Raw genomic sequence first — 20,860 nt, forward strand, 5'->3', positions numbered from 1 at the left:
CGAGGAGACGACCAGCTGCTTGATGTTGAGGATCAGGTCGGTGACGTCCTCCTTGACGCCCGGCACGGTGGTGAACTCGTGCAGAACGCCGTCGACGCGGATGGACGTGACCGCCGCACCCGGGATCGAGGAGAGGAGCGTACGACGCAGGGAGTTGCCGAGGGTGTAGCCGAAGCCCGGCTCCAGCGGCTCGATCACGAACCGGGAGCGGAACTCGTCGACGACCTCTTCGGTCAGAGACGGACGCTGAGCAATCAGCACGGGGTGTTGCCTCCAGTGGTTTGGCGCCCGCTATGTGACGCCGTGGATACCACGAAGGGTACGGGCGATACGGGCGATACGGTCTCCACAGAGGCCGAACGGCCCGACTCTCCGACCCGGCGCGGGTGTCGAAAGTGGCCAGGACGTGTCACCGGAGCGCGCGGATGTGGTGTTGGAGGCACGATCCGCTCCGACGCCGCAGGGACGTCATCGAAGCCTGGCTGCGGGTGGCGGGCGCGGTAGAGCACGGCGTCGACCGACGGGACCTGGGGTGAAGCGACCGCCTCCCGATGCCGCAGAGCGCTGTCAACTCCCGGGAGGCGGCCGCCGATTGAGGGCCGTCGCTACGACGGCGGTTTCCCCTCGACCTGGGCTGCTTGCAGGTCGGCGAGGAGTTCGGCCTGGCCGGCCAGCACGCCCTGGAGGATCGTGCGGGCCACCCGCAGCAGCTCGGCCACGTGCGGGCTGGTCAGCGAGTAGTACACGGTCGAGCCCTCCTTGCGGGTCACCACCAGGTTCGCCCGGCGCAGCACGGCCAGCTGCTGCGAGAGGTGCGCGGCCTCGATGCCGACCTCGGGCAGCATCTCCGCGACCGCGTGCTCGCGTTCGCTCAGCAGCTCCAGGACGCGGATGCGGGCGGGGTGGCCGAGAGTTTTGAAGAACTCGGCCTTCAGCTGGTACAGCGGCGTACTCACTGTGCCGACCCCTCCCTCGTACTGCAGCACGGCCTCACCGGCCGGTCCTCGGCGTATCGCATCCACCCACTCGTCAAGAACATGCGGCCCATCCTCGCGTGCGGCACCGGTCAGGCCGAATCCGTACCGGGAACGAGAGCCACCGATTTCAACAGTGATGACCTCAGCAGTTGCTAAGATTAGCAACTGCTGAGGTCATCTGAGTGAGGTTCATGTGAGGATCACACCGCTGCGCGGGTTCGGCGTCGCCTGGCTCAAGTGCCCGGCCTGCCGACTGAAGTGCCGCCCCACCGCCGTCGCCCCGGACGGCAGCTGCCCCCGCTGCGGCGAGCCCCGCCTGCTGAAACTGTCCCTCGGCGGCCGTCCCGACCGGCCCTCCCAGGACACCGACCACCACTGACCCGCGCACGGCAGGTGAGCCGGGGAGAGCTGCCATGGGTGAGTGGGACGTCCAGTCCGGCAGCGGGATCCGCTTCGAAGGGGGGCCCGCGGGAGCGGGCCGCCTCGCGACGGAAGCGGCCTGTCTGGTCACCGTGGATGTGCTGTCGTTCACCACGGCGGTGAGCGTCGCCGTCGACAGGGGCATCCGCGTCCTGTCCTTGCGGTGGCCGGGCGGGCTCGCCGTCGAGGACGGGCGCGGCGGTGCCGCGCAGGCCGCCGCCGCGTACGCGCGCCGGCCGGGCGCCCGGCCGGCCGCGCACCGCCACGCCGTCACACCGGACACTCCCTGGTCGCTGTCGCCCGCCCACCTGCGCGCCGCCCCCTTCGTGGCCCGCCGGGTGCTGCCGTCACCCAACGGCGCCGCGATCGCAGCGGCCGCGCCGTCCGGTGTGCAGGTGCTCGCCGCCTGCCTGCGCAACCTCACCGCGGTCGGCAACTGGCTCACCTCCCGCAATTACGGCACCCCCGAACGCCCCGTCGCTGTGATCGCCGCCGGGGAGTGATGGCCGGACGGCAGCCTGCGCCCCGCCCTGGAAGACCTCCTCGGCGCCGGAGCCCTCGTCCCCGAGCTGTTCTCCCAGGGCGTGGGTCCCCTCTCCACCGAGGCCGCCGCCGCGAAGGCGAGCTACGAAGGCACCGCCGACCTCGCCCACGCGCCCGCACCAGCGCCTCCGGCCGCGAGTTGGCGGCGATGGGGTTCGTCGAGGGCGTGGCGATCGCCACCGAGGAGGACGCCTCCGCCCTCGTTCCCGTACGGGACGGCGACGGCGCCTTCGCCTCCGGCTGACAGCCGGCGAGGTCAGTCGCCCGACTCGGCTGCCTGCGGCCACCCCGTGGTGCGCCACTCGTGACGCCCCTCCACCTGTCGGCCGTGCACTGCACTGTGCGCGGCGAGCGCGGCAGCCAGGTCGGCATGGACCGGGATGGGTGGGCAGTCGCCGGCGGGGACGAGGGAGCCGTCGGCGGGAATGGCGGCCAGCTCCAACACGCGGCCCGCCCGGGCGAGGCGACGGGCGGCTTCGGTGATCGCCAGCTGTCCCTCGGCCGACCAGCTGCGCAGCTCGGTCAGGTCGACGACGACCGGGCCCGTGCCACGCGCCAGCGCCCAGCCGACCGCACCGGTGAAGCGGCGGACGGCGTCGGGGCCCAGGTACCCGGCGACGGAGAGGATGCCGAGGTTCTCCTCGACGGTGTAGCGCCAGTCGATGGTCATGGTGGTGAACTTCCTTGCCGTGCGGCCCGGTCGGATTCAGAGGGGGAGGGTGATCGAGATGCTCTTGCCGTCTGTGTCGCCGTGCACGGCCGCGGTGCCGCCGAACTGCCGGGTGAGCTCCATGACGGTGCCGAGACCACCACCGGTGGCAGCTTCGTGCAGCGGCGGCTGGTGGGGGTGGCGGTCGTGGACGGCGAAGACCAGGCGGCTTCCGCTCGCCGCATACATGACCATGATCTGCGGGGACAGCTCGGCGGCGTGCCGGACGCTGTTGGTCACCAGCTCACTGAGGATCAGCAGCGCCACGTCCACGACGGGCCGGTGCAGGTCGATCCCCCATTCGGCCAGCGCCTGTTCGGCGGTCTCGCGGGCGAGGCGGACGGCGCTCGGCTCGGCGGGCAGCGTGACTATGTGCCGGTGGGGCAGGGCTTCGAGCTGCATCGCCATCAACCCTCCGCACCCCGGGTGAACCGGAAGCCGGTCAAGCTCTGCGAGCGGATGCGGACGAGGGTGTCGTGCAGACCGTGCACCCGGCCCGGCAGGGTCCGCTGGACGGGGGCACCTCCCATGCCCTTGAGGCAATGGGGGAGGGCCGCCTCGTCCGGGTCGGTGATCACGTCGGCCGGGCCGGTCGCGGTCACCGTCCAGCCGATGCCCGTCTCGGCGCCCACCTCGTCCACCTTGTACGTCACGGACAACGGCACCGCCGCGGCCGGAGTCGGCGTACGGACGATCAGGCCGCCGAACTCCCACACGTGCCGGGCCGGACGGACCACGGCCTGCCCCCGCCGCACGAACACCGGCCGCCTCGGAGCGCTGCCCTCCAGCAGCCACACCGCCTCCGCACCGGAGACGTCGGACATGCGCAGTACGGCCGGACGGGCACTCATCGGGCTGCTTCCTGTCTCGTGGCCTCGGTCGACCGGGCCGGGACGGTCGACAGGACACCGGCCATCTCCAGGTGATCGCGCGCGCCCCGGATCGCCTCGGGGGTGGTGGCGTACTCCTGGCCTTCGTGGCACAGCAGGTCCAGGGCGCCGACGGAGTCGAGGACCTGGCGCTGTCCGGGGCGTATCCCGGAGGCCAGGACGAAGATGCCGCGGCGGTTCAGCTTCTCCACGGCGTCCTTGAGGACCAGCGCCCCGGTGGCGTCCATGGTCGACACCCGGGACATGCGCAGGATGACGACCCGGACGTCGGCGACCTCGGTCAGCTCCAGCAGGAAGCGGTGCGCGGCGGCGAAGAACAGCGGCCCGTCGATGCGGTACGCCACGATGTGCTCGGCCAGCAGCGCGTGTTCCTCGGCGCTGTGGTCGCCCCGGTCGAGCGGGACCTGGTCGAAGCGGGCCTGCATGGCGACGGCCCGCAGGGCGAGGGCACCCGCCACCACCAGGCCGATGATCACCGCGTAGACCAGGTCCAGGGCGAGGGTGGCGGCGGCGGTCAGGACGAGGATGAGCGCGTCGGAGCGGGTGGCCCTCGCCATGGCCTTCAGCGAACCGACCTCGACCATGCGGATCGCGGTGGCCAGCAGGACGCCGGCGAGCGCGGCGAGCGGGATCTTCGAGACGAGGGGTGCGGCGGCGAAGACGATCACCGCGAGGACCGCGGCGTGGGTCAGGGCGGCCAGCCGGGAACTCGCGCCGGTGCGGACGTTGACAGCGGTGCGGGCGATCGCGCCCGTGGCCGGGACGCCGCCGAACAGCGGGGCGGCGATGTTGGCCAGGCCCTGACCGAACAGCTCCCGGTCCGGGTCGTGCTTCTGGCCCACGGTCATGCCGTCGGCGACCGACGCCGACAGCAGCGACTCCAGCGCGGCCAGGGCGGCGACCGCCACGGCCGGGGCGAGCAGCGTGCCGAGCGAGCCGAGCTCGAGGAACGACAACGACGGCACGGGCAGCCCGGACGGCAGGGCGCCGATCGGCTTGGCCGCGTCCAGGTGCGCGAGCTGTGCCACGACCGTCGCGGCGATCACGGCCAGGATGGAGAACGGGACGGTCGGCCGCAGGCGGGCACCGATCAGCATGACCGCGGCCACCGCGACCGCGAAGCCGACCGCAGTCCAGTGCGGGGCCTTGGCGAACTCCTCGACCGACCGCCAGGTCACCACCAGCACCCTGTCGCCCTCGGGCTTGGGCACGCCGAGGGCGTTCGGGATCTGCTGCAGGCCGATCACGCAGGCGATGCCGAGGGTGAAGCCCTCGACGACCGGGGCGGGCACGTACTGCATGTACTTGCCGGCCCGCAGCGCCGCCAGGCCGATGAGCATGACGCCCGCCATCAGACCTACGGTGAGCACCCCGGCCGGCCCGTACCGGCCCACGATCGGCACGAGGACCACCGTCATCGCACCGGTCGGCCCGGACACCTGCAGATTCGACCCGCCGAAGACCGCCGCCAGCGCGCCCGCGACGACGGCGGTCGCCAACCCCGCCGCCGCGCCGAGTCCCGAGGAGACACCGAAGCCCAGCGCCAGCGGCAGCGCGACGACGGCGACGGTCAGGCCGGCCAACAGGTCCCGGCGCGGGTTGCGCCGCATCTGAGCCAGATCGTCCCGGCCGGGCAGCAGCGTGGCGATCCGAGCCCGCGCCCGGCTGAAAGCCGTGGTCATCGCGCGACGACCTCGGCTTCCCGCAGCTCGGCCAGCAACTCGTTGCGACCGGCCAGCAGCTCGGTCAGGATCCGGCGCGCCGCCTTCATCAGGTCGGCCACGTCCCCGCCGGCCAGCTCGTAGACGACGGTCGAGCCTTCCCGCGTCGACGTGACGATCCCGGAGCGGCGCAGCACCGCCAGCTGCTGCGACAGGCTGGACGGCTCCACATCTATGGCCGTGAGCAGGTCCCGTACCGGCATCGGCCCGTCCTGCAGCAGCTCGAGCACCCGTATCCGTACGGGATGCCCCAGCATTCGGAAGAACTCGGCCTTGGCCTGGTACAGCGGAACGGACACGGCCCTCGGCCTCCCCTACACCCCATCCGGGGCAGACGCGGCGGGCTGTGTCCGCTACCTGCGAACACAGCGAACACAGCATCTAACCAATTGCGAAATTTTGCAATTCAGCATCCTGCTACAGCCTTGGTCACCCCGGCACGGAGGGGGTGTCGGCCGCGGATCAGGCCTTCTTGACCACGCTCGACTTGAGCTGCATCGCCCCGAAGCCGTCGACCTTGCAGTCGATGTCGTGGCCGTCGACCCCGTCGACCAGCCGGATGTTGCGCACCTTGGTCCCGGCCTTGATCCCCGAGGGGCTGCCCTTGACCTTGAGCGCCTTCACGACCACGACGCTGTCGCCGTCCTGCAGCACATTGCCGACGGCGTCCTTGACGACGCGCTCCCCGGCCAGGTCGCCGCCGCCGGCGCCGGCCTCGCCGGGAACCCATTCGTGGCCGCACTCGGGGCACACCACCAGGGCGTTCATCTCGTAGGTGTACTCACAGGAGCACTTGGGACAGGGAGGAAGATTCTCAAGCATCCCGTCAGCGTATCCGGCCCGTCACCTGGCACGTTCCCCACTGCCGGATCGCAGAGCGCCACAAAGGCGCGTACACATTTTCTGAGGGCTCGGGGCTGTCAGCGATGAGTTCTACGGTGTTCGGCGGTCGTACTGTCGAACCCGTTACCGAGGAGGACTCCGGATGCGCAGCGTGACCTACTCGATGAACGTCTCGCTCGACGGCTACATCGTCGGGCCGGACGGCAGCTTCGACTGGACGGCGCCCGACAAGGAGGTCTTTCGCTTCTGGATCGACGAGATCCGAGACGTGGGCGTCCACCTGATGGGACGACGGCTGTACGAGACGATGCTGTACTGGGAGACCGCCGACCAGGAGGGATCGCTCGACGACGCAGAGCTCGAATGGGCCGCGCTCTGGAACCCGCTCCCCAAGGTGGTGTTCTCCACCACGCTGTCGGCGGTGCAGGGCAATGCCCGCCTGGTCTCCGGCGGCCTGGCGGAGGAGATCGAGCGGTTGCGAGCCGAGCCGGGGGAGGGCGACATCGCGATCGGCGGCGCGACCCTCGCCGCCGAGGCGGCCGCGTCGGGTCTGATCGACGAGTACCGGGCCATGGTCTACCCGGTGCTGGTCGGCGGTGGCATTCCGTTCTTTCCCCGGCACGAGCGCCGGGTGGATCTCGAACTGGTCGAGACCCGCACCTTCAGCTCGCGGTTCGTCTACCTCCGCCACCGCGTGACGCGCCCGTAGGGGGCCGTTCGGTCAGCTCGCGGGGGTACGGCTGGCACCTGCGCCGTCTGCAGCAGGGACATCAAGCGCCAACGGCACTGCTACGTCAGCGTCCCCCGCACCCCCTTCGGCCGGCGCACCCGGCACAGGCGCCGCCCGGACGAGACCTCCGCCCGCTGCTCCTTCTGCGGCAAACCGGGCGTCGACGAGCGCCGCCCGGTCGCCGGTCCCGACGTGTGGATCTGCGCGGACTGCGTCACGCTGTGCGGCGAGATCCTCGCCCGGTCGGCGGGTGCCGGCTCCGCGTAGGACTTGGGCGAGGCGTTCGGGCACTACCGTGAATCCATGGCGGCACCCTTGGATGTGCTGGTGGTCGGCGCGGGGCCCACCGGGCTCGCGCTCGCCGCTCAACTGCGTGCCTACGGCGCCTCGTTCCGGATCGTCGACCGCTCCCTCGACCGGGTCCGTGAGTCGCGCGCGTTGGCCATCCAGCCGCGCACCCTGGAAGCTCTCGCCCCGTTCGGGGTGACCGACGAACTGATCGGACGCGGCAACCCCGCGATGCAGGTGAGGATCCATCTGCCGCGGCGGGTGGTGCAGCTGCCGTTGTTCGACATCGGGCTGGCCGACACCGCGTACCCCTTCCTCCTGTTCCTGTCGCAGGCGGAGACCGAAAGCGTGCTTTCTGAGCATCTGCGGGGTGAGGGCGTGGGCGTGGAGCGGGGCACGGAGCTGGTCGGCCTGGAGCGCGCGGGCTCGTCCGTCGCCTGCCGGCTCCGCCGCGGCGACGGCACCGAGCAGGCCGTGGCGGCGACGTACGTCGTGGGCTGCGACGGTGCGCACAGCACGGTACGGGCCCAGGCGGGGATCGGCTTCGAGGGGTACGCCTATCCGCAGACGTTCCTGCTGGCCGACCTGGAGGTCGACGGGCTGGAGCCGGGGGCCGTGCACACGTACATGAGCGGGGCCGGTGTGCTGTTGTTCTTCCCGCTCGGCTCGCCGGCCACCTGGCGGATGCTCACCATGCGGCCACCGGACGCCCCGGACACCCAGGTGACCCTGGGGCTGCTGCAGCACATCACCGACCGGTACGCCGGCGACCGGCTGGCGTTGCGTGATCCGGTGTGGATGACCGACTTCCGTCTCCACAACCGGGGAGCCGCCCGCTACCGGTCGGGGCCGTTCTTCCTTGCCGGGGACGCGGCCCACATCCACAGCCCGGCCGGCGCCCAGGGCATGAACACCGGTATCCAGGACGCGCTCAACCTGGGCTGGAAGCTCGCCCTGGTGAGCCGGGGGAGGGCTCCGGAGAAGTGGTTGGAGACGTACGAGGCCGAGCGCGCTCCGGTCGGCCGCAGCGTGCTGCGCTTCACCGACCGGGCGTTCACCATCGGCACCAGCAGCAACCCGGTCATCCGCTTCGCCCGCACCCGGCTCGCGCCGCGGCTGGCCCCGCTGGCGCTCCGGGCGACCGGGCCGCGCGGGCTGATCTTCCGTACGGTGTCGGAGCTGGGCATCCACTACCGGCGCGGTCCCGCCACCACGGCGGGCCCGCGGTCACCGAGGCGCGGTCCACGGGCGGGCGACCGGCTGCCCGACCTGCCGCACGGACTGCAGGCGCGGACCGCCGGGCCGGGATGGCACCTGCTCCTGTCCGGGCCGCAGGGACTGTGGCGCGAGGAACAGCTCGTCTCGCTGCTGAAGGGACGCGACGACCTGGTCGAGGTGCACCGGCTGGGGGACGAGAGCCCGTGGACGGGGGTGACCCACGGACTCGTACGCCCGGACGGCTACCTCGGCTACGTCGCTCGCGGCACCCACCTGGCGGGCCTGCGCACGTACCTCGACGGGTGGCTACCCGCACAGCACCGATGAAGACGGCGCGTCCGTAGTCGCAGAGCATGCGGGTCCGGGAGCGAGTTCGGCCCCTTGCGCATCGTGCGGCGGTCAGCACTGTCCGGGACGTCGAGGATCCCGTCGAGGTTGCGCTTGCCGGGGAAGACGGGGGCAGGCGTCGCCGCAGCCCATGGTGACGACGTCGGCGGCGCGCACGATCTCGTCGATCAGAGGAAGAAGGCTGCGCGGCAAGGGCCCGATGCCCATCGCCTCCACCTACGGCTGCCACTTCAAGAAGGCGTGCAGGCGTGCCAGTTGGGCGGCCTGGTCGATGCGGAAGGCAGGGCGAAGCAACGCCGGGCGGCCAGGGCGGTTCGTCGCCTCGACCGCCCTGGCCTACGGCGTGCCCATCCACGAGGTCTCGTCCTGCAGAACGCCAGGCGTCCCCTGGAGAGCGACACGCTGTCCCCGTGCGAGGGGCAACGAGCGCGTTCGGCTGCCTGGGCGCCGAGTAGGGGCTGAGTGGCCCGGCGGGTCCACGCGGGGCGCGGGGCAGCGGACGTGCGCCTTCCGTGCCCCCGGGTGATCGGGTACGTTCCTGCCCAACTACCGGAGGGGGACATCGAGTTGGACACCGACGTCGAGCGATTCCTGGCCCACCCGCGCTACTGGCTCATGTTCGCGCTGCCGTGGCCGGCAGCCGAGCCGAACGCCGACATGGCGGAGGCCGCCTACGCGATCGCGCCGCCGACGGTGTCGGGCCGGCAGCGTGACAGGCTGCTCTCGGACGCGGTCGACCTGCTCGGCTTCACCGAGGTGTACGCGCGTGAGCATCCGGACCTGCGCGTGGTCTGGCTCACCGATGTCACGCGCTGGCTGGAGTGGGAGAAGGGCAGCAGTTGGAGCGACCTCGGCGTGGATTGGGAGAACGCGCTCACGGAGCTGACGGCTCAGCCCCTGCTGGGGATGTACATGACGATCAGCCACCGGGCCTACCTGCACCTGGGCAACACGGCCCGGCGCTTTGAGGTGCAATACACCGACGGACGCAGCGAGTTGCTCGCGGACGACGAGCGGCGCGCGGTGCACGAGGCGTTCACGCGCAAGCTGGAGGCGGACTGGCCGGCGTACATCCGCGGCATGGTGCGAAGCGGCCGTCTCACCATTCGCTAGTGCTGTGACCGCGTTGGTTCGCCGCGTTGGTGGTCGTGGCGGTCGGATGTGCGGTGACGTCCGTTCCGATCACTGGAGGCGCGGTGGCTGAGCCCGTCGGTGTGCGCAGACTGACCGACCAAGAGGGGCAGAAGCGGCAGCAGATCGTGCGTCGGGGAAGTGCCGGCACGGTGCGCTATCGGCGGGCGATGATGCTGCTCACGTCACATCGTGCCCGGCAGCGCGGACACCTGAGCCCGGCTGGCCGCAACCATTTCCGCACCTCGCGGGTCACACCTGTGAAGCACGGCGGGCCGGGACCCTCCCGGCGCGCGGGGAAGGTTTCGGTCGGATGGCAAGACGATCACGGGTACGCGCGGTCGCAGCGGCGGCGGCGGGCGCGGTGGCGCTGGTGGCGGGGGTGTTCGGCACGGGTCCGGCCCGCGCCGACACGGCGGACGCCGCACGAAAGATGACGGTCCACTTCGCCGAGCACGAGCTCTTCATCGGGACGGAGCCGGCGAGCGTGAACCTGTCCTACCGGTGGAAGGTGGCCGGCGGGGGCACGGCACACGACGTCCACCTGACCGTCGACCTGTCCGGAGTGGCCGACTTCGCCGAGCCGCCACCGTCGGAGCACTGCAAGGACAACCTCTGCACGCTGGACCTGGCGTCCGCCACCTCGGACTTCCACGCCATCACGCTGGTGCCGAAGCCCGGTGCGGCCGTCGGCAGCAGCGGCACCGTGACCGTCTCCGGCACGGCGTCGGACGCCACCGTCACCGGCGACCACCTCACCTTGACCAACGGCGCGACGCAGCTGAAGGTGAGCGCGTCCGCCGAGCAGCTGAACCAGGTGCCGGGCGACACGCTGACCTTTCCGCTCGACGTGTGGAACAACGGCCAACTCCCGGCGGCCAAGGGGGTGGAGCTGCGGATCGACACCACAGCCGGGCTGCACCTCCAGGGCTCCTGGGCCAACTGCCGCGACGTGCCCGCGAGCGGCCGCGGGGGGCACATCGTGCGCGAGACCCTGTGCGACTTCCCCACTCCGGTGGAGCCCGGCCGGCAGTACGCGTTGTCGTCGCCGCTGCGCGTCAAGGTCGGCAACGAGGCCCTGCGCGACAAGATCTTCTACGAATTCACCCCGCTGACCAGCGCCGCCCCGGCGAACGGCCCCGGGACCCCGCTGACCCTGGTCCCGAGGGGCGCGATGCCGTCCGACGGGAACACCGACCGGTACTTCACCACCTACGTCAACAGCGTCAACCACGCCGACTTCGCCGTCACCGGGGACACCGCCACCGGGCGGCGCGGCGGTCACGCCACGCTGCACGCCACGGTGATCGACCGGGGACCGGCGGTGGTGCAGGACCTCCTCGACGACGAGGCCTGGCTCCCGGTCCTCGTCAAGCTGCCGCCGGGCACGAAGGCCACGAAGATCCCGGACAACTGCCAGCCGCCGCCCACGGACGACGGGTCGGACCCCGGCCCCCGGATGGGCCGGTCCTCCTACCAGTGCGACTTCGGCAACCCCGCCCCGGGGGACAGACACGTGCTGTCGTTCACCGTCGCTATCGGCCCCCGTACCCCGGCCGTCTCCACGGGCCAGGTCCGCACGCTGGAGGTCATGAAGGGGCTCGACCCCGACGCCTCCAACGACAGCGCTGCGCTGACCCTGCGGCTGGCGCAGGGCGGCTCCGCGGCCGGAGCGTCCGGCTCCGTTTCGGGCGGCCCTTCCGCAGGGTCCGGACCGCTGGCCGAGACCGGATTCGGCGGCTGGATCGCCTGGGCGGCCGGCGCGCTGCTGCTGGCCGGTGGTATGGCTGTAGCGCTCTCCCGACGGTCCCGCGGTGGGAACTGACACGTCGTCCGGGTGTCAGAACCAGTGCAGGGTTCATTGCCCGTCTTCTACGCAGAGCCGGCGGTGGTGTGTACCACCGCTGCCTGGCCCGCGACTACGAAGCCCTCCCGGCCCGCTCTGCCGCCATGATCTACCTTGCGATGACCGCCCTGATGGCCCGCCGACTCACCAGAGAATCCACCCCAACCTGGCGCGCGAAACGTGAGTCTTCCGTCATGGCCGGCGGGCAACTTCACCTGGGAGCATGATTGTCCATCGGGTGGACGGGGGGAAAGCGGGATGACCACTGCGCACAGACGGGTTCGTGCAGCCATGATCGTTGCGGCGGTGCTGGCGGCCGCCGGCTGTTCCGGCGGGGGCGGTGACGACGCCGATTCCAGCCCCTCCGCGACGACGACCGCGGCGGCCCCGGCCACCACCCCGTCGACCGCCTCGCCCACCCCCGCGGTCAAACCGTCGGACATCTACCCCACGAACGCGGCCGGCTGCCATCCGAACGCGAAGTGGAGTACGGCGAAGGCGGTGGACTGGGTCGACTGGGGGCAGGTCGGCACGCCCGCCCTGGGCCCGGGAGAGGTCCGGTTCCCCAAGTCCATGCCCGGCTTCGACGGGCCCCTGTGCGACCGGGTGACCGTCCAGGTCCAGTACTGGCGCGTCAACTACCGGCCGTCCAGCGCCACTTCGGCCGCCGACCCGCTTTCGAGTGAGGTGAACTACGACTACGCCCTGCGGTCCCTCAAGCGCACCGAACTGCACATCGACGGCCGCAAGGCCCACGACGTGAAGCCGCCGAAGGGCTTCGCCTCAACCAAGGCGAGCCCCTGCGACGGCTTCCTGGAGGCGATCTACGTCGGCGCACCGCTCAAGGACCGCGAACTGCCGACCAAGATCAGCACGGGCAACACGATCGTCGGCGACGACGTCACCTTCCCGACCAAGCGCGTGGTCGACTACCACGTGTTCGCGCCGTCCGCGCCCCAGCTCTGCGACGACAACGGCATCCCCACGGCGTCCCCCGCACCCTCCGGCTACCCGTCGTCCGGTCTCGGGCTCTCCACGCCGTCCTACCCCGCCTTCGACCTCACCCCGAAGAGCTGAGCGTGGGCAGGGCTGGTCCAGTTCGGCCGGGCGGGTGGTGGCCGTCGCCACGACGAAGTCCTCGTCGTCAGGGCCGAGTCGGCGGGGACGGCCTCCCGCCCATTGAGGGTTCAGGCAGGCCAGGCCGATCTCGTTGAACCGGTGGATCACGTCTCGGACAGTGTCCTCGTCGGCTCGGAGCAGCTGGGCGATCACCGGCACCCGTTCCCGCCGGCCGAGGCGAGCAGCATCATCGCCCGCCGATAGCGCACCGTGCCGACACTGCCCCGACGCACGATCTGCTGCAGCTTCTGCCCCTCTTGGTCGGTCAGTCTGCGCACACGGACGGGCTCAGCCACCGCGTCTGCAGTGATCGGAACGGACGTCACCGCACAGCCGACCGCCACGACCACCAACCCGGCGCACCTACGCGGTCACAGCACCAGGGCTCTTCTGATGGATCTCCGTGGGAGAAGGAGCGGCGTTCGGTGCGTGCTCTCGGCGTGCCGGGCGTCGCGACGCCGCGGAGATCCATCAGAAGAGCCCTAGCGGTGTCGCGGAGGCGGCAGGGGCAGGTGCCTGCGCACAAGCCGCGCAGGAGAACGGCCATTGCGGTCCGGCGGGACGGGCCACGTTTCGGGAGGGGTCCCGGAGGCCTGCGATACACACAGCAGGCCGCCCCGATCCCCCGAAGCCCGGGAGTGCCCGTGAACCGTCCCGCCGTAGGCGTCGTCGCCCTTGTGCTGCTCCTGGCCGGATGCGGCTCCGCGTCGGGCGGGGCCCATCCGGTGCGTCGGATCGCTCATCCTGATCTTCCCCGGTCTCGGCCCCGAACGTGTCCGGTGCCCGCATGGTGCGGCTGCGTTCCCGGGACCGGTCCCCGGAGAGGTCTTCGGACATCGAGTGGTCGCACGCCCGCAACTGAAGCCCGGCAGAACCTGTTCGCCGGGTTGGCTCCGGGCGCGTTCACTACTCCTCAACTCCCTTTACACGTACGCATCGTTGTCCGACAGAAGGACTCGTGTTCCACTGATTGTTTTCTGGCACATCGGTCACCGGTCATCCGATACCGGCGGGAGAGTTCTCCTTGGGGGGTCCGTGTGTGAAGACCTGGGGTTCGAAAGACTCCTTGGTGAGGAAGGCTTTTTCGCGCGCCTGCTCGGGCCGTCGGCGTCGGGCGGCAGCCGCAAGCTGCTGTACGGCCCCGACCTTCCCGTGGTGCTGCTCACCGGCTGCCCGGGCATGGGCAAGGGGCGGCTGCTGCGCGTCGTACGGGATCGTTTCGCCGCCAAGGTGCCGGTGATCCATCTGGACCTGGGCTCGCCGGTGTACGCGGATCGGGCGGGGCCGGAGCCGCACGCCCGCTCGGCCGCGACCGAGGCCCTGGTCGAGGTCGCCAAACGGCTGTGCATCTGGCAGGGGACGGGCGGCTCCTTCGTCTTTCCACGTCTCTTCACGGGCCTCGCGGTGATCGCGACCGGCGTCACGGAAGGCACTCGGGACGCGGTCGCGGCGGAGGTCGAACGGTACGAGGAGCTGCCCCAGAGGCAGCGATTCGGCGGCCGGGTGACAGGTGACTTCTGGCGGAGTGCGCTCCTCGGAGCCGGCCGGAACCTGCTGACGACCTATTTCGGACAGATGCTCGACTCGTACGAGGCCTCGGTGAGCACCGCGTTGGTGGATGCCCTCTTCGCGAGCCTGGCACCCCGGGGCAGGACGGAACTGGCGCGGATCTACGGCTCCTATCCGGGCGCGGCCCGTCAGCCCCGGATCGGGCTGCGCATCCTCGCCGACGATTTCCGGGACGGTGGCGAGGGGCGGGAACTCGCGGAAACCTTCCTCTTCCGGGCGCTGCGCGAGGACCTGGAGGCGGCGTACGCGTCGGCGTCCGGCTGGCTGCGCCGGGTGGGCCGCCCGGGGCTGTTGCTGGACCACGCCGAGTCACCGCTGGGGGAGCAGTTGCTACGCGCCGTGCTCACCGACCGCCGGCGTGGGCAGCGCGACCGCGTGGTGATCGTGGGTACGGCACGCCGGGCGGACGGCGGCGCCTTCCTGTACGGGGGTCTGCCGCCGCAGGAGGTGCAGGCCCCGGCGGAATTCCGGCCCGTCGACGGCGTGCCGCCCGCGTGGTCCCGGCACACGGACCCGGAAGCGGACCAGGCGCCGCTGGCCGACGGGGTCCTCCTGCTGCGTATGCCGCTTCTCACCGGCGACCAGCTCCGCCTGGAGACCGAGCGAAGACAGCGGCGCGCCGAACCCGAGGGCGGCGCGAACCGCCGACGCGTCGACGCCGCCGTGGCACGGCTGAGCGGCGGACGACCGCACACGGTGATCCGGCTGGCCGCCGCTGCCGCGGCCTTCCGGATGGCGGCGGACGCCAATGACCGGGACATCCTGGACGCCCCGCTGCACCTGGCCGGCGACGGCACCCAGGAGCGGCCCGTGGCGGACGTACTGCTGCAGGAGTTGGTGGAGGAGCAGCTGCCGGTCAGGCTGCCGACCGAACACCACGACCAGTGGCTCGATCTGCTCACCCATCTGTCGGTGGCGCACGACGAGGAGTGCGCGGACGTCCTGCTGCGCCATCATCAGGCGGGCCGCGTCCTGCGCTTGACGGCACATCAGGTCTCGCAGCTGCTCACCGACACCGGGTGGCCCCGCTGCGAACGGCACTTCATCGGGGACTTCGGGCTGCGTCAGCTGCTGGTGCACCGGTTGTACGGGCTGCGCCCCGACGGCGCCGCCTGGTACGCCGATCACCACCTGCTGCGGGATCACTTCGCCGGACGGGTGGCGGACGCGGGGGCGCCGAACGGCGGGGCGTTTCGGTCGCTCGTGGCGCACCAAATGAACCACGACCTGGTGTCCGGCGGGGTGGACGACGTGGTCCGTCACCTGGCCGCCACGCTGCCCGGCCGCCCGGGGGAGTGGTGCGCGGAGCTGCTGGAGATAGCCCAGGCACCGTATCCGGGCGGAGCCGACACCCGACGGGCGCGCGCCCAGGGCCTGGTGGCCGTGGAGGGACCGGCGTTGCGCCGCACCGTCGACGAGCTGCTGCACGCGGTGTGGCTGTGCGAGGAGCGGACCAGACCGACCGGAAGGGAGACCGCCCGCACCCTGGCCAAGCTGCTGGAGCTTCTCTCGATCATGGACTTCGAGGGCGCCGGGCAGCTCGGCAGGACGGCCACCGAGTGGAGCGGCCTCGCGGAGAACGAGCAGCCGTTACTGCGCTGCGCCTGCACCGAACAGCTCGGGCGAAGGAGGTGACGGGGATGCCCAGGTGGAGGACGCGGGGGATGCCCAGGTGGAAGAAGATCCTCTACACGGTGCTGGCCGTGGCGGTGGTCGCGACAGGGGGCTGGTACGGCTGGACCGTCCTCCACAGACCGGACACCTGTCACAAGGGGGTCGAGCGGATCGGCGGTGAGTGCATCGGCGTCAACGGTGAGGGCTACGACTTCGGCACACCGGAGATCCGCGACGTGGCCCGGGCCATCGCCCAGGAGAACGAGAAGATCGACGGTCAGCCCCATGTGACGGTGGCGATGATGCTGCCGCTCCAGTCGGACAAGGCGGCGCTGCGGCGGCAGATGCGCAGCGATCTGCAGGGGGCGTATCTGGGGCAGTTGCAGGCCAACGAGGGCGAGGGGGAGCCTCCGAAGATCCGGCTGGTGCTGGCCAACCCCGGGCGGGACTACCAGCAGCAGTCGAAGGTCGTGGACACCTTGCTGCGCATGGCCGACTCGTCCGAGGACAGGCTGCGCGCCGTCACGGGCTTCAACCTCAGCCTCGATGCGACGCAGGACGCCGTCGAGCGCCTGACGGAACACAAGATCCCGGTGCTCGCCTCCCGGATCAGCGGAGACCGGATCGCCAACAAGGACGCGGCCGACGGGATGGCGAAGCCGCAGTTCCCCGGCCTGGCCCGGATCCTCCCCACCAATCACGACGCGGCCCAGGCGCTGGCCAACTTCAACGGGGAACGGGGCCGGGAGAACCGCAGGACGGTGCTGGTCCACGACACGCGCCCGGACGGCTATGACGAGTCGCTGGCGAAGGCGTTCAGCGGGATCCAGGAGAAGGGGCCGGCCGGTCCTGCCGCGATGCCCTTCGAATCCCCGGCGATCGACGAGGCGGGTTCCACCGGCAACCAGTTCACCCAGATCGCCAACAACATCTGCGACTCCGACGCCGACATCGTCTACTTCGCGGGGCGCACGCTGCACCTGCGGATCTTCGCGCTCAAGCTCGCCGAGGTGGGCTGCAAGAACCGGCACTACACCATCATCAGCGGTTCCGACGCCGCCTCGCTGCGGCAGGACATGACGGAGAAGGACTGGGCGCAGCTGCGCGGTGCGGACGGCCGGGCGAAGGTGACGGTGCAGTACGCCGCTCCCGCGCACCCGGACGCCTGGAGCACCGAGCTGGCCGCCTGGAAGAAGAAGTGGGACGCCACCCATGACCGCGGGCCCACCCAGGCCGAGCTCCCCCAGTACCTCACCGAGCCCAAGGCGGCCCTGGACAAGCTGGACAAGCTGATCGACACCTTGCGTCGCAAGGGCACGGATCTCGGCTCCGCCCCGAACCTGGAGGACTCCCGGACGATGCTCGTCCACGACGGCCTGGTCACCATCGGCACCGCGCTGCACCAGGTGCAAAGCGGCGACGCCAAGAAGCTGCCCGGCCTGCAGGACGTCGGCAGGGAATGGTCCCAACTCCAGTCCCGCCACCGGGTCCAGGGCACCAGCGGCCTCATCTGCCTGACCAGCGTCGGCAACCCGTACGACAAGCCGGCCGCGGTCGTCGAACTGGATCCGGGCCGCGAGGGTCTCGGCAAGCTGAGGTTCGTCGGCCTCGGCTGGCCCACCGGCCGGGCCCAGCCGAAGAACTGCGTGATCCCCAGCACTACCTGACTGCGCTCTCCCCGTGCGCCTTCGACGAGCTTCCGGCTGAGGTATTGACGCGTCCCCCCTCCGGTGTCATCGTTTCCGGCACATAGACATCAGATGTCTGACGTCAGATGTGTTCATCGAACGAAGAGGTTCCGCCATGTCGCTCTCGGACGACCTCGCCGAGCAGCTGCTCACCGCGATCATCGACGGCCAGTACCCGCCGGACGCCGCCCTCCCGCCCGAGGGAGAGCTGTCGGAGCAGAGCGGGGTCAGCCGGCTGACCGTGCGGGAGGCGGTCAAGCAACTGCGTGCCCAGAACGTCGTCCGCGTGGTGCGCGGTCGGGGCACCTACGTCAACGCGCCGGACCGGTGGACCGCCCTGGAACCGGTGGTGCGCGTGGCCTCGCGCACCTCGAGCGGCGCCCTGTCGGAACGGCTGATCGAGGCGCGCCGGCTCATCGAGAACGGCGCGTGCGAGCTGGCAGCCTCCCGCCGCACCGAGGAGGACCTGGACGCGCTGCGCCAGCACCTGTCGGTGATGCGCGAGGCCGCCGACGCGGGGGACACCGAGCAGTTCGTGCAGGCCGACATCGACTTCCACGACACGGTGATGCGGGCGACGGGCAACCTGTTCGTCCCGCTGCTCTTCGAGCCGTTCGGCCCGCTGCTCGTCGAGGGGCGCCGGGAGACCTCGGCCGTCCCCGAGATCCGTACGAACGCCATCGCGCACCACGAGGCGGTGCTCGCCGCGCTGGAGTCCGGCAGCCCCGAGGCCGCCAGGGCCGCCATGGACGGCCATATGAACCAGACCGCGGACGACCTGCGCACCCATGTGATCAAGCGCGACCTCGACTGACGTTCCCCCTCAACTCCCCGTCACAGAGCAGGAATTCGCCATGTCCCTACCCCTCCATGCCCAGACGCGGCCCCTCCCCGAGGCCGTGGTGCTGGAAGGGCTCCCCCCGGTCCGCCAGGTGAGCGCGGCCGAGGTGGCCGCCCGTATCGCCGGCGGCCCCCGTCTCGTCGTCCTCGACGACGACCCGACTGGCACCCAGACCGTCGCCGACGTCCCGGTCCTGACCTCCTGGACGGTGGACGACCTGCGCTGGGCGCTGCGCCAGGACAGCTCCGCCTTCTTCGTCCTCACCAACACCCGCAGCCTCTCGCCCGAGGACGCCGCCGCCCGCAACCGCGAGGTGGTCCGCGCCCTGCACGCGGCGTCGGCGGCCGAGGCCACCGACTACGTCCTGGCCAGCCGCGGCGACTCGACCCTGCGCGGCCACTTCCCGCTGGAGACCGACGTCCTCGCCGAGGAGGTCACCGAGCTGGGCGTCGGCGCTCCGGACGGGGTCGTGCTGGTCCCCGCCTACATCGAGGCGGGCCGGCTGACCGTCGGCTCCTGCCACTGGATGCGCACGGCCGACGGGCTGCTGCCGGTCGGCGAGAGCGAGTTCGCCCGGGACGCCACCTTCGGCTACCGCAGCTCCTCGCTGCCCGAGTGGGTCGAGGAGCAGACCAGCGGACGCATACCCGCCGACGAGGTCCTGCGCATCACCCTCGACGACCTGCGCGGCGGCGGTCCGGAGCACACGGCACGGCTGCTGTCCTCGCTGCACGACGGACGGACCGCCGTCGTCGACGCGGTGTGCGACGACGATCTGCGGGTGCTGGCCCTGGCCCTCGCCCAGGCGGAGGAGAACGGCACGCGGCTGCTGTACCGGGTCGGGCCGTCCTTCGTCAGGGCCCGCGCCGGACAGGCCGGGCGGGCGCCGCTCACCCCGGCGGAACTGGGCCGGCTGCGCGGGGACGCGCCGCACGGGCTGATCGCCGTAGGGTCTCATGTCTCGCTGACGACACGGCAGTTGGACCGGTTGCGGGAGCGCGGCGGGATCGCCGAGTACGAACTCGACGTGGCCCTCCTGCTCGACGAGCGGCGCGACGCCCACATCGCCGAGGTCGCGGCCGCGGCCGCCGGCGCGCTGGACTCCGCGGACGCCGTGATCCGCACCTCGCGCACCCTGGTGACGGGGGCCGACGCGGACGACAGCCTGTCGATCTCCCGTCGGGTCTCCGCCGCGCTCGTGGAGGCCGTGCGACAGGTCAACGCCACACGTCGGCCCGCCTTCGTCGTCGCCAAGGGCGGCATCACCTCCAGCGACACCGCCACCCACGGCCTCCAGATCCGCCGCGCCTGGGCCCGGGGCACCTTGCTGCCCGGCATCGTCTCCCTCTGGGAGCCCGTGGACGGCCCCGCCACCGGCATCCCCTACATCGTCTTCGCCGGGAACGTCGGCGGCGCCGACGCCCTCGCCGACGCGGTCGACCTGCTCAGGAGCGCCTGATGCTGCTGCACGGAACCGATGCCCTGAAGCAGGCCGCGGCCACCGGCCAGGCCCTGCCCGGGTTCGTCGCCTACAACCTGGAGACGGTCCAGGGCATCACGGCCGCCGCCGAGGCCGCCGGACGGCCCGTCCTGATCCAGGCCGGCTCCAGCCCCTTCAAGCACGCCGGGCGCCAGGCCCTGATGCGGCTGGCGCTGGACGCCGCCGAACACTCCGCCGCCCGCCTCGGCGTCCACCTCGACCACAGCCGGGACCTGGAGGAGATCACGGCCTGCCTTCAAGCCGGCTACACCTCGGTCATGGTCGACGGATCCCACCTGCCGTTCGCCGAGAACATCGCGCTGACGAAGGAGACGGTCCGGCGGGCGCGTGACCACGGCGCCTGGGTGGAGGCCGAGTTGGGCGCTCTGTCCGGCGACGAGGACGTCTCCACCGACGCCGTCGCACCCACCGCCGCGATGACCGATCCGCAGCAGGCGGCCGACTTCGTGGCCGCGACGGGCGTGGACGCGCTCGCCGTCGCCGTCGGCAACGTCCACGGCTTCACCAAGCACCCGGTCCGCCTCGACCTGGCGCGGCTGGCCGCGATCCACGAGGCCGTACCGGTCCCGCTCGTCCTGCACGGAGCCAGCGGCCTGCCCGTCGAGGAACTGCACGGCGCCCTCGCGCGCGGCGTCGCCAAGGTCAACGTCAACGCCGAACTGCGCCGCGCCTACCTCGAAGCCGTCCGCACGACCCTGCCCACCGCACTGCCCGGCTCCGACGTCGTCTCCCTGTGGGCGGCGGGCCGCGACGCGGTCCGGAACACCGCCCTGGAAGTCATCGGCCGCCTCACCCCGCGAGCCGAGTGACCAGCTCCTGCGCCATCCCCTCGCAGGACCCGCTCCCCACTGCCGGGGCCTCCCC

At 71.4% G+C, this 20,860-nt stretch carries 20 protein-coding genes and 4 pseudogenes; 15 read left to right on the plus strand and 9 right to left on the minus strand.

What is annotated here, in order from left to right:
• A pseudogene (locus tag ABZ880_RS29170) lies at window positions 1-261 on the minus strand (DNA-directed RNA polymerase subunit alpha); the annotation flags it as partial.
• 344 nt (window positions 262-605) lie between these two features.
• Window positions 606-956 carry a metalloregulator ArsR/SmtB family transcription factor gene (locus ABZ880_RS29175; RefSeq protein WP_361268432.1) on the minus strand — a complete coding sequence of 117 codons (351 nt, stop codon included), beginning with the start codon at window positions 954-956 and terminating at the stop codon, window positions 606-608.
• Between the two features lie 214 nt (window positions 957-1,170).
• Between ABZ880_RS29175 and ABZ880_RS29180 the strand changes: the two genes are divergently transcribed.
• Window positions 1,171-1,356, plus strand: coding sequence for a hypothetical protein (locus ABZ880_RS29180; RefSeq protein ID WP_361268435.1), 186 nt, complete (start codon window positions 1,171-1,173; stop codon window positions 1,354-1,356).
• A 34-nt stretch (window positions 1,357-1,390) separates the two neighbouring features.
• Complete coding sequence (locus ABZ880_RS29185) at window positions 1,391-1,900, plus strand: hypothetical protein (protein ID WP_361268438.1); 510 nt, start codon at window positions 1,391-1,393, stop codon at window positions 1,898-1,900.
• Between the two features lie 296 nt (window positions 1,901-2,196).
• On the opposite strand, the gene ABZ880_RS29190 is transcribed toward ABZ880_RS29185, so the two are convergent.
• From ABZ880_RS29190 to ABZ880_RS29215, 6 genes are all read right to left on the minus strand, one after another.
• Entirely contained in the window at window positions 2,197-2,610 is a 414-nt protein-coding gene (locus ABZ880_RS29190) for an anti-sigma factor antagonist (RefSeq protein ID WP_361268441.1), read from the minus strand.
• 36 nt (window positions 2,611-2,646) lie between these two features.
• Window positions 2,647-3,057, minus strand: a complete 411-nt coding sequence (locus ABZ880_RS29195) for an ATP-binding protein (RefSeq protein WP_361268444.1) — start codon at window positions 3,055-3,057, stop codon at window positions 2,647-2,649.
• Entirely contained in the window at window positions 3,057-3,500 is a 444-nt protein-coding gene (locus tag ABZ880_RS29200; protein ID WP_361268446.1) for a pyridoxamine 5'-phosphate oxidase family protein, read from the minus strand. The genes ABZ880_RS29195 and ABZ880_RS29200 overlap by 1 nt, the downstream gene beginning before the upstream one ends.
• Window positions 3,497-5,221 (minus strand): SulP family inorganic anion transporter, encoded by a 1,725-nt coding sequence (locus ABZ880_RS29205; RefSeq protein ID WP_361268449.1) that lies wholly within the window; start codon window positions 5,219-5,221, stop codon window positions 3,497-3,499. Before ABZ880_RS29205 ends, ABZ880_RS29200 begins: the two co-directional genes overlap by 4 nt.
• Window positions 5,218-5,559 carry a metalloregulator ArsR/SmtB family transcription factor gene (locus ABZ880_RS29210; protein ID WP_361268452.1) on the minus strand — a complete coding sequence of 114 codons (342 nt, stop codon included), beginning with the start codon at window positions 5,557-5,559 and terminating at the stop codon, window positions 5,218-5,220. The genes ABZ880_RS29205 and ABZ880_RS29210 overlap by 4 nt, the downstream gene beginning before the upstream one ends.
• A gap of 163 nt (window positions 5,560-5,722) precedes the next feature.
• On the minus strand, window positions 5,723-6,082 hold the full coding sequence (locus tag ABZ880_RS29215; RefSeq protein ID WP_361268454.1) for a zinc ribbon domain-containing protein YjdM: 360 nt from the start codon (window positions 6,080-6,082) through the stop codon (window positions 5,723-5,725).
• A 163-nt stretch (window positions 6,083-6,245) separates the two neighbouring features.
• Here ABZ880_RS29215 and ABZ880_RS29220 point away from each other — a divergent pair, with 163 nt between their 5' ends.
• The 8 genes and pseudogenes from ABZ880_RS29220 (at window position 6,246) to ABZ880_RS29255 (ending at window position 12,741) form a co-directional block, all read left to right on the plus strand.
• A complete protein-coding gene (locus ABZ880_RS29220; protein WP_361268457.1) occupies window positions 6,246-6,812 on the plus strand; it encodes a dihydrofolate reductase family protein in 567 nt (188 codons plus the stop codon).
• Window positions 6,813-6,872: 60 nt separating this feature from the next.
• Complete coding sequence (locus ABZ880_RS29225; RefSeq protein WP_361268960.1) at window positions 6,873-7,100, plus strand: ClpX C4-type zinc finger protein; 228 nt, start codon at window positions 6,873-6,875, stop codon at window positions 7,098-7,100.
• Between the two features lie 36 nt (window positions 7,101-7,136).
• Window positions 7,137-8,666 carry an FAD-dependent monooxygenase gene (locus tag ABZ880_RS29230; RefSeq protein WP_361268460.1) on the plus strand — a complete coding sequence of 510 codons (1,530 nt, stop codon included), beginning with the start codon at window positions 7,137-7,139 and terminating at the stop codon, window positions 8,664-8,666.
• A gap of 543 nt (window positions 8,667-9,209) precedes the next feature.
• Window positions 9,210-9,800, plus strand: a complete 591-nt coding sequence (locus ABZ880_RS29235) for a hypothetical protein (protein ID WP_361268463.1) — start codon at window positions 9,210-9,212, stop codon at window positions 9,798-9,800.
• A gap of 83 nt (window positions 9,801-9,883) precedes the next feature.
• Window positions 9,884-10,006: pseudogene (locus ABZ880_RS29240) on the plus strand (IS630 family transposase); the annotation flags it as partial.
• Between the two features lie 125 nt (window positions 10,007-10,131).
• The gene (locus ABZ880_RS29245; protein WP_361268465.1) at window positions 10,132-11,643 is read left to right on the plus strand and encodes a hypothetical protein; all 1,512 of its coding nucleotides are present in this window, start codon (window positions 10,132-10,134) and stop codon (window positions 11,641-11,643) included.
• 68 nt (window positions 11,644-11,711) lie between these two features.
• Window positions 11,712-11,891: pseudogene (locus tag ABZ880_RS29250) on the plus strand (hypothetical protein); the annotation flags it as partial.
• Between the two features lie 64 nt (window positions 11,892-11,955).
• Window positions 11,956-12,741, plus strand: coding sequence for a hypothetical protein (locus ABZ880_RS29255; RefSeq protein WP_361268985.1), 786 nt, complete (start codon window positions 11,956-11,958; stop codon window positions 12,739-12,741).
• Here the strand turns inward: ABZ880_RS29255 and ABZ880_RS29260 are convergent.
• Window positions 12,730-13,079: pseudogene (locus ABZ880_RS29260) on the minus strand (helix-turn-helix domain-containing protein); the annotation flags it as partial. The gene ABZ880_RS29255 and the pseudogene ABZ880_RS29260 overlap by 12 nt on opposite strands.
• Before the next feature lie 739 nt (window positions 13,080-13,818).
• Between ABZ880_RS29260 and ABZ880_RS29265 the strand changes: the two are divergent.
• The 5 genes from ABZ880_RS29265 (at window position 13,819) to ABZ880_RS29285 (ending at window position 20,805) form a co-directional block, all read left to right on the plus strand.
• On the plus strand, window positions 13,819-15,987 hold the full coding sequence (locus ABZ880_RS29265) for a hypothetical protein (RefSeq protein WP_361268468.1): 2,169 nt from the start codon (window positions 13,819-13,821) through the stop codon (window positions 15,985-15,987).
• A 29-nt stretch (window positions 15,988-16,016) separates the two neighbouring features.
• The gene (locus ABZ880_RS29270) at window positions 16,017-17,633 is read left to right on the plus strand and encodes an ABC transporter substrate-binding protein (RefSeq protein WP_361268471.1); all 1,617 of its coding nucleotides are present in this window, start codon (window positions 16,017-16,019) and stop codon (window positions 17,631-17,633) included.
• A gap of 136 nt (window positions 17,634-17,769) precedes the next feature.
• The gene (locus ABZ880_RS29275; protein WP_361268474.1) at window positions 17,770-18,468 is read left to right on the plus strand and encodes a FadR/GntR family transcriptional regulator; all 699 of its coding nucleotides are present in this window, start codon (window positions 17,770-17,772) and stop codon (window positions 18,466-18,468) included.
• Between the two features lie 40 nt (window positions 18,469-18,508).
• Window positions 18,509-19,954, plus strand: a complete 1,446-nt coding sequence (locus tag ABZ880_RS29280; protein WP_361268476.1) for a four-carbon acid sugar kinase family protein — start codon at window positions 18,509-18,511, stop codon at window positions 19,952-19,954.
• Complete coding sequence (locus ABZ880_RS29285; RefSeq protein ID WP_361268479.1) at window positions 19,954-20,805, plus strand: class II fructose-bisphosphate aldolase; 852 nt, start codon at window positions 19,954-19,956, stop codon at window positions 20,803-20,805. Before ABZ880_RS29280 ends, ABZ880_RS29285 begins: the two co-directional genes overlap by 1 nt.
• Window positions 20,806-20,860 lie beyond the last annotated feature (55 nt).

The organism is Streptomyces sp. NPDC047043 (assembly GCF_040644055.1).
Classification (GTDB): domain Bacteria; phylum Actinomycetota; class Actinomycetes; order Streptomycetales; family Streptomycetaceae; genus Streptomyces.

Coding starts and splice junctions, on each gene's coding strand:
- ABZ880_RS29245 (WP_361268465.1), top strand. CDS start 10,132: ATGGCAAGACGATCACGGGTACGCGCGGTCGCAGCGGCGGCGGCGGGC.
- ABZ880_RS29195 (WP_361268444.1), bottom strand. CDS start 3,057: ATGGCGATGCAGCTCGAAGCCCTGCCCCACCGGCACATAGTCACGCTG.
- ABZ880_RS29280 (WP_361268476.1), top strand. CDS start 18,509: ATGTCCCTACCCCTCCATGCCCAGACGCGGCCCCTCCCCGAGGCCGTG.
- ABZ880_RS29205 (WP_361268449.1), bottom strand. CDS start 5,221: ATGACCACGGCTTTCAGCCGGGCGCGGGCTCGGATCGCCACGCTGCTG.
- ABZ880_RS29275 (WP_361268474.1), top strand. CDS start 17,770: ATGTCGCTCTCGGACGACCTCGCCGAGCAGCTGCTCACCGCGATCATC.
- ABZ880_RS29270 (WP_361268471.1), top strand. CDS start 16,017: ATGCCCAGGTGGAAGAAGATCCTCTACACGGTGCTGGCCGTGGCGGTG.
- ABZ880_RS29255 (WP_361268985.1), top strand. CDS start 11,956: ATGATCGTTGCGGCGGTGCTGGCGGCCGCCGGCTGTTCCGGCGGGGGC.
- ABZ880_RS29220 (WP_361268457.1), top strand. CDS start 6,246: ATGCGCAGCGTGACCTACTCGATGAACGTCTCGCTCGACGGCTACATC.
- ABZ880_RS29230 (WP_361268460.1), top strand. CDS start 7,137: ATGGCGGCACCCTTGGATGTGCTGGTGGTCGGCGCGGGGCCCACCGGG.
- ABZ880_RS29185 (WP_361268438.1), top strand. CDS start 1,391: ATGGGTGAGTGGGACGTCCAGTCCGGCAGCGGGATCCGCTTCGAAGGG.
- ABZ880_RS29285 (WP_361268479.1), top strand. CDS start 19,954: ATGCTGCTGCACGGAACCGATGCCCTGAAGCAGGCCGCGGCCACCGGC.
- ABZ880_RS29190 (WP_361268441.1), bottom strand. CDS start 2,610: ATGACCATCGACTGGCGCTACACCGTCGAGGAGAACCTCGGCATCCTC.
- ABZ880_RS29200 (WP_361268446.1), bottom strand. CDS start 3,500: ATGAGTGCCCGTCCGGCCGTACTGCGCATGTCCGACGTCTCCGGTGCG.
- ABZ880_RS29215 (WP_361268454.1), bottom strand. CDS start 6,082: ATGCTTGAGAATCTTCCTCCCTGTCCCAAGTGCTCCTGTGAGTACACC.